This window comes from Oleiphilus sp. HI0123 (genome assembly GCF_001635315.1).
This window is the reverse complement of record NZ_LWGE01000277.1, coordinates 1-9,780: the sequence shown is the minus strand read 5'-3', so window position 1 is coordinate 9,780 and position 9,780 is coordinate 1. Positions and strand designations below refer to the sequence as shown.

Below are 9,780 nucleotides of genomic sequence, written 5' to 3'. Positions count from 1 at the left end.
CAACAGTGAAGCCGAACTCAAACAACTGTCCTGCAGGTGCAGACTCGCCAAAACTATTCATGCCGATCACTCGTCCGTCAATACCCACATACTTGTACCAGTAATCGGCGATCGCTGCCTCAATAGCAATACGCGCAGGAACCTCAAGAGGTAAAACAGACAGGCGATATTCGATATCTTGCTGATCAAAAACATCAGTACAAGGCATAGAAACAACTCGGACATTAACTTCACGCTTAGTAAGTTCGTCTGCAGCAGCAACTGCCAATCCTACTTCAGAACCTGTAGCGATCAGAATCAACTCTGGCAAGCCTTCACAGTCTTTCAAGATGTAACCACCACGCTCAATATTTGCAACTTGCTCTTTACTTCGCTCTTGGTGAACTAGGTTTTGCCGCGAGAAAATCAATGAGGATGGGCCATCGGCACGCTCAAGGGAATGCTTCCACGACACGGCTGACTCAACCGTATCACAAGGCCTCCAGCAGTTCATGTTAGGCGTTAGACGCAAACTTGAAATCTGCTCGACCGGCTGATGAGTTGGGCCATCTTCGCCCAGACCAATAGAATCATGTGTAAATACATAGATAGCACGCTGCTTCATGAGTGCAGACATACGTACAGCATTGCGTGCGTATTCCATAAAGATTAAGAAAGTAGCACCGTAAGGAACAAATCCGCCGTGTAAGGCGATGCCATTCATAATCGCAGCCATACCGAATTCACGAACGCCGTAATAAATATAGTTACCGGCCGCATCATTAGCTTCCAAGCCCTTACAGCCACTCCATAAAGTCAGGTTAGACGCAGCAAGATCAGCAGAGCCCCCCATTAATTCAGGAAGCATTGGACCAAACTGGTTCAAGGAATTCTGGGATGCCTTTCGGCTGGCAATCGTTGCACCATCTTCTTGCAACTGATTAATGTATTGATCTGCTTGTTTAGCAAAATCTTCTGGAAGCTCACCAGCTAAACGACGATTGAATTCGCTAGCAAGTTCTGGATATACCTCTGCGTATGCATCAAAACGAGCAGACCAATCTTTCTCAGCCTTGGAACCAGCTTCACGAGCATTCCAGCCATTATATATATCTTCGGGAATTTCAAAAGCACCATGAGCCCAGCCTAAGCGCTCACGAGTTGCAGCAATTTCATCATCACCCAACGGAGCACCGTGACAATCTTCTTTACCTTCTTTATTTGGCGAACCAAAACCTATTACTGTTTTACAGCAAATAATAGTTGGCTGAGTAGTATTACTTTTAGCTTCTTTAATGGCCGCCTCGATGGCATCAGCATCATGACCATCTACATTAGGAATAACTTGCCAGTTATAAGACTCGAAGCGCTTAGGTGTATCGTCAGAGAACCAACCTTCGACTTCACCGTCTATTGAAATGCCGTTATCATCATAAAAAAGTACCAATTTACCCAAGCCAAGCGTACCTGCTAAAGAACACACTTCGTGGGAAATACCTTCCATCAAACAGCCATCACCAGCAAATGTATAGGTGTAATGATCAACGATATTATGACCTTCACGGTTAAATTGCGCAGCAAGTGACTTTTCGGCTATCGCCATACCCACCGCATTAGAAATACCTTGACCAAGAGGGCCAGTGGTAGTTTCAACTCCGGGTGTGTATCCGTATTCAGGGTGACCTGGCGTTTTAGAATGTAGCTGTCGGAAGTTTTTAAGATCTTCAATACCCAGATCATAACCGCTTAAGTGCAGCAAAGAATAGATAAGCATTGAACCGTGGCCGTTGGACAATATAAATCGATCGCGATTTGGCCAAGACGGGTTCTGAGGGGTATGCTGTAAGTGGCCGTTCCATAACACTTCAGCAATATCAGCCATTCCCATTGGCGCGCCAGGATGGCCAGACTTTGCTTTTTGAACTGCATCCATACTTAACGCACGAATGGCATTTGCTAGTTCACGACGTGACGGCATTAAATTTCTCCCGAAAGATGATCTAAAAAAGCCGCCATTCTCGCTTAAATTACCCTATTGAGCAAATAAAACTTGAACAATAGGGTAATAATATTATGAAGCCTGGGAGGCCGAGTGAACCGTACTCTGGGCAAGGTCCAGCAACTCTCGCAACGCAACTGAATACATTGAAAACTCTGCATCTTCGGTAGCTTTGAATTCAGTGAGCATCTGACGCCATCGCGCCACAAGCTCATCATGCTGCTCCATCCATAAATCGACACGTTTATTTATGTCTTTCGGGGCATCATTCAACTTCAACAAACCGACAGTTAAAGCACGCTGCTGCCAGTCTAGATCTTCTCTGAAAGCTTCACGCGCTAGTGCTTGCCAGTGAGTTAAAGGCGTAAGTGCGTTAATTTGGTAGGAGAACCAAGTTAGCTCTAAGCGATTGCCCAGTAAGTAGTAAATTTTGGCAACCTGATCCAGAGAGCCATCACCCTCTTCCTGCGCCTCTATAATCCCAAGCGCAGAATACAAATGACTGGCCCCAGCGACAATACCTGCGAGCTTTTCCGGCACACCTTGCTCGACCAGGCTATCAAACTTATCTTGCCATAACTGGGCAGATGCGCCAGTCAGGTAACTTGGTAACGATTTAGCAATCTTGGCTATACCAGTTTTGAAACGGTCCATATTCTCAGTAACGTTTAATTCACTGCGACGATTTCTGATCAGCCAGCGACATGCTCTGCGCATTAAACTCATTAACTCAGCCATCATACTGTACTGGAGGTCACTGGAAATAAGGTAATCAAGATCCTCTATTTGCCCCCAAATATTTTCAAGGTCAAATACATCACGCGCGATAATATAAGCCAAAGCAACTGAAGAGGAGCTTGCACCTGTTGATTGCTTTAACCGCTCAACGAATGTAATCCCCATATGATTGACCATATCGTTAGCAACCTGCGTTGATATGATCTCTCTTCTTAAGCGATGATCATGAAGTTGAGCACCGTATTTCTTGACTATCTGTTGTGGGAAGGCGACCTCAATTTCATCACTCAAGTGGTCATCATCAGGAAGGTTCGAGTTAATAAGCTCTTCTTTAAGGTCACCTTTTACATAGGAGATAAGTACTGATAACTCGGGTCTTGTTAGCCCCATATCTAGAGACTTTCGCTCAGTGATATCGTCATCACAAGGCAGGAACTCAAGTTCACGATTCAGCTTTCCTGATGCTTCCATTGCATTGATCAGACGTCGATACTCTTCCATTCTTGGCATCGCATCTTTAAGCGCTATACTAATTGCTTGTGTTTGACGGTAGTTATTTTTTAAAACGAGATCAGACACGCTATCCGTCATGTCTGCTAACAGTTTATTTCTTTGCTTCTCAGTTAAGTCTCCATTCAGCAATATATCATTCAAGAGGATCTTTATATTCACTTCATGATCTGAGCAGTCTACGCCAGCCGCGTTATCGATAAAGTCTGTATTTAATTGCCCGCCACTCTGAGCATACTCAATACGAGAAAGCTGGGTCATACCCAAATTTCCGCCCTCACCGACTACTTTGGCTTTTAGCTCTTTACCGGTGATACGTAATACATCATTAGCCTTATCACCCACATCCGCGTGAGTTTCCTTGCTCGACATAATATAGGTGCCAATGCCGCCAAACCAAAGCAGGTCAACCTCTGCCTTTAGTATTCGATTTATCAAATCATTTGGAGCCAGGCGCGTTTCCTTTGTACCGATAAAGTCCTGCATTTGCTTCGAAAGTTCAATAGACTTAGAGGAACGTGAATAAATACCGCCACCTTCAGAAATCAGTTCTTTGTTATAGTCATCCCAGGTAGAGCCCTGCAGTTCAAACAAGCGCTTTCTCTCTGAAAAGCTTGTTGAAGGGTCCGGATCAGGATCAAAGAAAATGTGCATATGGTTAAATGCCGCTACTAGCTTGGTATGCTTGGATAGCAGCATGCCATTTCCGAAAACATCGCCTGCCATATCACCGATACCAATTGCAGTGAATGGCGTTGTTTGCGTATTAAGACCTAGCTCTCTGAAATGGCGCTGAACTGATACCCAAGCGCCTTTTGCAGTGATCCCCATTTTCTTGTGGTCGTAGCCGTGACTACCACCCGAAGCAAAGGCATCACCAAGCCAATGCCCCTTCTCCAAAGATATCTCATTCGCAATATCAGAGAAGGTTGCTGTGCCTTTATCCGCGGCAACTACGAGGTAATAATCGTCATCATCATGACATACGACTTCGGTCGGCTTAACCACTTCACCATTAACCAGGTTATCGGTTACATTAAGCATTCCGGTAATAAAGGTTTGGTAACACGCAATCCCTTCAGCGATGAAGCCTTTCCGGTCGCTTGGAAAATTCTTAGCAACGAAGCCGCCCTTCGCACCAACCGGAACGATAACAGCATTCTTAACTTGCTGAGCCTTAACCAAGCCTAAAACTTCAGTGCGATAATCTTCATAACGATCAGACCAACGCAAGCCACCACGAGCAACCTTCCCCCCACGCAAATGAACCCCTTCAACCCTGGGCGAATAAACAAATATCTCATACATTGGAACGGGCAAAGGAACGTTTGGAATTAAACGCGGCTGCAACTTATACGAAATATAACTTTTATCCGCACCACCGCTATCGTGCTGATAGAAGTTTGTACGCATCGTTGCTTTGATCAAATCAAGATATAAACGCAGAATCTTGTCTTCGGTCAGGTTATGTACATTGTTTAGCGCCTTGTAAAAGTTTTCTTCTATCTTATCTAGCAGCTTTAGATTCTTTGCAGATAAAGCGTTTGCACCGGGTTTAAAACGGTGTTCAAAATAGTCGCTAAGCAAGGCCGTGATTTCTACGTTTGACACCACCGTATTAGAAATAAACTCTTGAGAGTTGCTAACGCGAATCTGTTGCATATAACGGGAGTAAGATCGTAGCATAGCGATTTGACGCCAATTCATATAGGCACTGATTATTAACCTATTAAATCGGTCATTCTCTGCGTCTCCCTGCCACACTTTGATAAATAGCTCTTCGAAATTATCACGAATCTTCGAAATATCAATTGGCTTCTGATCGCTTGTCGTCAACATAAAATCATGTAACCACACCGTAGCTCCTTCACGATCAATACTTTCGTAAGGGTTCTCACCGATAACTCTCAGCCCCATATTTTCGAAGATAGGCATGACATCAGACAATGGGATCGGTTGATCAGCATGAAAAAGCTTAAAGTGAACGACTTTTTCATTTTCTTCTATCGTTCGATAAAAACTCATACCAATCGTATTTTCAGTTTTTACCTTTTCTATATTCTCGATATCGACCGCAGCTCTTCGAGGCGAAAACTCTTCTCGATAACTTGATGAAAAAGCGGATCTATAACGGTTGATATAAGTATTTGCTTTCTCTTCGCCGTAAGCATCAAACAAAGATTGCTCTAGATCGTCTTCCCAAGACTGAGCTACAGCAACAATTTTCTCTTCAATGTCAGCAACGTTAAACGCACTTCGGTCAAAATGTTCAACACGCAAGTTAATATGGGTTCGCGCAAGCACTGACTCAGATATAAATGTATTAAAGTCAGTATCAGCAGCACCTAAACTATCTTGTAAAATTCGCTGAATTTTAAGGCGAATATCCGTGCTATAGATTTCTCTTGGGACATAAGCCAAACATGAGACAAACTGGCTAAAAATATCCTCTCTTATAAATAGCCTTGTCTGCTTTCGCTCCTGTATATAAAGGGTTCCCATAATAACGTCGAGCAACTCATCCTTATCAATCTGGAACAGATCCTCCCGTGGAAAAACTATCAGAGACTGCAGAAGCTCCTTGCCCCGATAGTCCCGTATATTTAAACCCGAGTTTTCAGAAACGTAGCTGATTTTATTCCGCAACAAAGGAATGTTTGCAGGCGATTCAGAATACATTTTTGCGGTGTATAGGCCAATAAAACAACAGATACCGGCTAAATTGCCATCTTTATCAAAACGCTTTACACCAACACACTCTGGATAAACAGGTCGATGAACGGAGGACCGCTGAGAAGCCTTTGAGAAAAAGAACAAATTGCTACCGAAAATTTGTTGCTTAGAGGCTTTTGGCAACTTGTTCAGTTCTGACTTTTCGATAAAATCTACAAAGCGATGAACCAGCCCCAGGCCGCTTCCTTTAACGAGGTCGAAACTTTCACTTCTTCCCTCTTTCTTTAGGTCATAATCTACACAACCCAAGAAGATGAAGCGTTCATCCCCCATCCAGCGTAAAAACTCGCGCCCCTCTTCAATGTCTTCAGGCGCAATAGTTTTATAATTCTTTTCGGTTAGGTTTTCTATCAAGCTCTGTTTCTTGGTAAGCATATTTTCATAGTCGCCAACCATCGTTGAAACGTCTGACATCACTTCATTGATAGCCTTTAGCAAAGACTTCTGAGACGCTGAATCGCTATGCCGATCTATCTCGATAAATATAAGCGCTTCATCATTGCAGGTTGATTCTTTTGCGGCGGCACCACTTTTAAGGGATTCAATATCACCATTTTTTGCTCGTTCGCAACGGATATTTGCATACTGAATACTATGAATTTTGACCATGCGATTAGAAAGGATTAGCCTGATCGAATCGACAATAAACGGCATGTTTTCTTGAAGCACCACGAGTACAGTATGGGGTGACTGCCAATTATGGTCTTCAAGGTTCGGGTTAAAAACCTCAATTTTCGCCTTTGTACCTTTGTGCGATGAAGAAAACTTCCATGCCGACATAACAAGGCCGAGCATATCCGAGACTCTACGGCCTTCGAATTCCTCTATAAACGTGCTTGCGAAAAGCTGGTCGACAAACTGGGTAACCAACGCTCCCTGTTTGACACCTAACTTATCCTTAACAGAGTCTTTAATCTGGGAAATGAATTTTTTCTTACTTGTGGTATCAATAACCTTCATTATTATTTTCCGCCATTTCAATCAACAAAGCTCACAACTTACATTAGTTAAATGAATAATAGTTCATTGACAGGAAATTGCTTATTAATCATCTATCTATTAAGTTTAATCTTCGATTTTTTTAGAAATATTATCTAGGTTATTGCACTATGAGCGCACATGCAGCATTTGATCAATTAAATACAGCTCTCAGCAAACGAATTCTTGGCCAGGCACATTTGGTCGAGCGATTGCTAATTGCCCTTTTGGCAGATGGCCACTTACTAGTTGAAGGCGCGCCCGGGCTTGCAAAAACAAAGGCAATCAAAGAACTTTCCGATCGAATTGAAGGCAACTTTCAACGCATCCAGTTCACACCTGATCTACTCCCTTCCGATGTAACCGGCACAGAAATATATCGTGCCGAGAAAGGAGAGTTTGAATTTCAAAAAGGCCCAATATTTCATAATTTAATACTAGCTGACGAAATTAACCGTGCCCCCGCAAAAGTTCAATCTGCACTACTAGAAGCAATGGCCGAGCGACAAGTAAGCGTTGGCAAACAAACCTTCCCGCTTGATAGTTTATTCTTAGTAATGGCCACGCAAAACCCAATCGAACAAGAAGGCACCTACCCCCTGCCCGAAGCGCAGTTAGATCGTTTTTTAATGCACGTAAAGATCGACTACCCCAACCTTGAGTCCGAAAAGGAAATATTGCGACTAGCCAGAAGCGAGCACGATGACACGCCATTGAACGAAGAGGTATTAGAACTTGCTCAGTCTGAGATCTTCCAAGCCAGGAAAGAGATGTCTGCAATCCATATGAGCGAAGCTGTAGAGGAATATCTTGTCCACCTTACGATTGCGACGCGTCAACCTACACAATACGGTGAAGACCTGGGTCGCTGGATCGATTTCGGCGCCAGTCCACGCGCAACAATTTCCCTAGATCGCTGCGCACGTGCTTATGCATGGTTAAATGGCAAAGATTTCGTTAGCCCTGACGATATTCGCGCCGTACTTCACGACGTCTTTCGTCATCGCATTATCATCAGCTTTGAAGCTGAAGCAGACGGTATAACAGCCGATCATGTGATCAATGAACTAATTCACCGCGTTCCTGTAGCATAATCAATGCCTGTTACTAATTCAGACTCAATTCCCAACCTCGACCAGGGGCCTTATACTTCGGTGCAGGCGCTTGCGCGTTTACGTTGGCAGGCAAAAAATCTAAAACTCAGAAAAGCAAAAGCTATTTCGCGCCCCCAAAGCGGTTCACACCTATCCAAATTCCGCGGTCGAGGCATGGAGTTCGCAGAAGTTCGTGTATATCAGCCTGGTGACGACGTTCGGAGTATCGATTGGCGCGTTACAGCACGGCGCCAGACGCCTCACACTAAACTATTTAACGAAGAACGCGAACGCCCACTCCTAGTTATTTGTGATCAGAGTAAAAGCCAGTTTTTCGGTAGCAAACATAGCTTCAAGTCCGTTAGAGCTGCCGAAGCTGCTGCCTTGTTCGCATGGTCTGCACTCGACCACAATGACCGCGTTGGAGGCATAGTATTCTCTGACATTGCACATCACGAAGTAAAGCCAGCGCGTAGTCGCAAGTCAGTAATGCAATACATTAATTTTCTTAGTCAGTTTAACCAAGCCTTGAATATAGAAGATAGCAAAATTCCCCCTTCTTTCTCGCTTGATAAGGCACTAATAGAAGCGGTCAGACTTGCAAAGCCAGGTACGCTTATCGTTATCATCAGCGACTTTTTACACTTTAATCAGGAAACTGAAAAAGCACTTAAGGCCCTTAGTAGGCACAATGAGTTACTCTTCATTCGTAGCTATGACCCTCTAGAGGAAGAGCTTCCTCCACCAGGCTTACACCCTGTATCTGATGGCCAACAAACTCTGCTCATCAACTCAAACTCGGCACAAGTTCGATCCGACTACAGCGCCTGGGCGACTCAACACAAAAACCAGTTAGAAGAAATGAGCAAACGTTTTAAATCCTTATTAATAAATCTGTCTACACATCAGGAAACTAGCCACTGTCTCCAAGAAATTCTGCGCAATTACAGCAGATAGTGACTCAATAACACCATGAACCCATCATCGCCATTAGACCAACTAAAAGATATCCACCCTCCCGTGGATATCACCTGGTGGCCGCTAGCTTTTGGCTGGTGGGCTTTAATTGTTATTTCGGTCATCGCTATTGCGCTTGGTCTTACTTTTTTCATAAGACATAGACAACGGAATGCCTGGCGCAGGGTAGCCTTACTTGAACTTAAAGCAATAACCCACAACTCAAAAAGTTGGGATAACTTCGAGCTAGCTACCGAAATAAACATACTCCTAAAGCGATGCCTTGCCGGGAACTCAAGCTCTACTGCACACCTTAGCGACACCGCTGACAAATGGGGCGATACTCTCAACACAACGCAAAACAAAGTAATACTGCCGAGCGACTTACTAGACATCCTCTGTCACGAGATTTACCAACGGAATTGCCCTCGTATAAATACCGAGCAATTGATGCTAATCGAAAAATGGATTCGAGGCCTACGTCATGCTTGATAATCTCTTAGAAGCACTTAACTTTGGGCTAGTTTGGCCTCTTGCGCTATTACTTTTGCCAATTCCTTTGCTCATCCCTCGGCGAGCAAATCAAAGCACCACAAACTATAGAGCGCCGCAGCTTCCACTCTATGAAACAGTAAAAGCACTGAAACTGTCACGTGCACCAGAAGGAAAAACCCATAGCAAACTAAGTAAATACCTACTGGCTTTTGCGTGGTGTTTTCTAATAGTTGCAGCCTCCAGGCCTACTTACTACGGAGAAAAAGTAAACCTCCCGCTAAGTGGAAGAGACTTGAT

General features: G+C 44.0%; 5 protein-coding genes and 1 pseudogene. 4 read left to right on the top strand and 2 right to left on the bottom strand.

Going from position 1 to position 9,780, the window contains the following annotated elements:
* Both tkt and A3761_RS02720 read right to left on the bottom strand, forming a co-directional pair.
* Window positions 1-1,957, bottom strand: a 1,957-nt coding sequence (gene tkt, locus A3761_RS02725; RefSeq protein ID WP_068749759.1) for a transketolase, incomplete at its 3' end; no start/stop codon positions are given.
* 93 nt (window positions 1,958-2,050) lie between these two features.
* The gene (locus A3761_RS02720) at window positions 2,051-6,919 is read right to left on the bottom strand and encodes an NAD-glutamate dehydrogenase (RefSeq protein WP_068554687.1); all 4,869 of its coding nucleotides are present in this window, start codon (window positions 6,917-6,919) and stop codon (window positions 2,051-2,053) included.
* A 149-nt stretch (window positions 6,920-7,068) separates the two neighbouring features.
* Here A3761_RS02720 and A3761_RS02715 point away from each other — a divergent pair, with 149 nt between their 5' ends.
* The 4 genes and pseudogenes from A3761_RS02715 to A3761_RS28400 all read left to right on the top strand — a co-directional run.
* Window positions 7,069-8,031 carry a MoxR family ATPase gene (locus A3761_RS02715; RefSeq protein WP_068506438.1) on the top strand — a complete coding sequence of 321 codons (963 nt, stop codon included), beginning with the start codon at window positions 7,069-7,071 and terminating at the stop codon, window positions 8,029-8,031.
* 3 nt (window positions 8,032-8,034) lie between these two features.
* Window positions 8,035-8,988, top strand: coding sequence for a DUF58 domain-containing protein (locus tag A3761_RS02710; protein WP_068506436.1), 954 nt, complete (start codon window positions 8,035-8,037; stop codon window positions 8,986-8,988).
* 15 nt (window positions 8,989-9,003) lie between these two features.
* The gene (locus A3761_RS02705) at window positions 9,004-9,480 is read left to right on the top strand and encodes a DUF4381 domain-containing protein (RefSeq protein WP_068506434.1); all 477 of its coding nucleotides are present in this window, start codon (window positions 9,004-9,006) and stop codon (window positions 9,478-9,480) included.
* Window positions 9,473-9,780, top strand: a pseudogene (locus tag A3761_RS28400) (hypothetical protein); the annotation flags it as partial. The gene A3761_RS02705 and the pseudogene A3761_RS28400, both read left to right, overlap by 8 nt.

Coding starts and splice junctions, on each gene's coding strand:
- A3761_RS02720 (WP_068554687.1), bottom strand. CDS start 6,919: ATGAAGGTTATTGATACCACAAGTAAGAAAAAATTCATTTCCCAGATT.
- A3761_RS02715 (WP_068506438.1), top strand. CDS start 7,069: ATGAGCGCACATGCAGCATTTGATCAATTAAATACAGCTCTCAGCAAA.
- A3761_RS02710 (WP_068506436.1), top strand. CDS start 8,035: ATGCCTGTTACTAATTCAGACTCAATTCCCAACCTCGACCAGGGGCCT.
- A3761_RS02705 (WP_068506434.1), top strand. CDS start 9,004: ATGAACCCATCATCGCCATTAGACCAACTAAAAGATATCCACCCTCCC.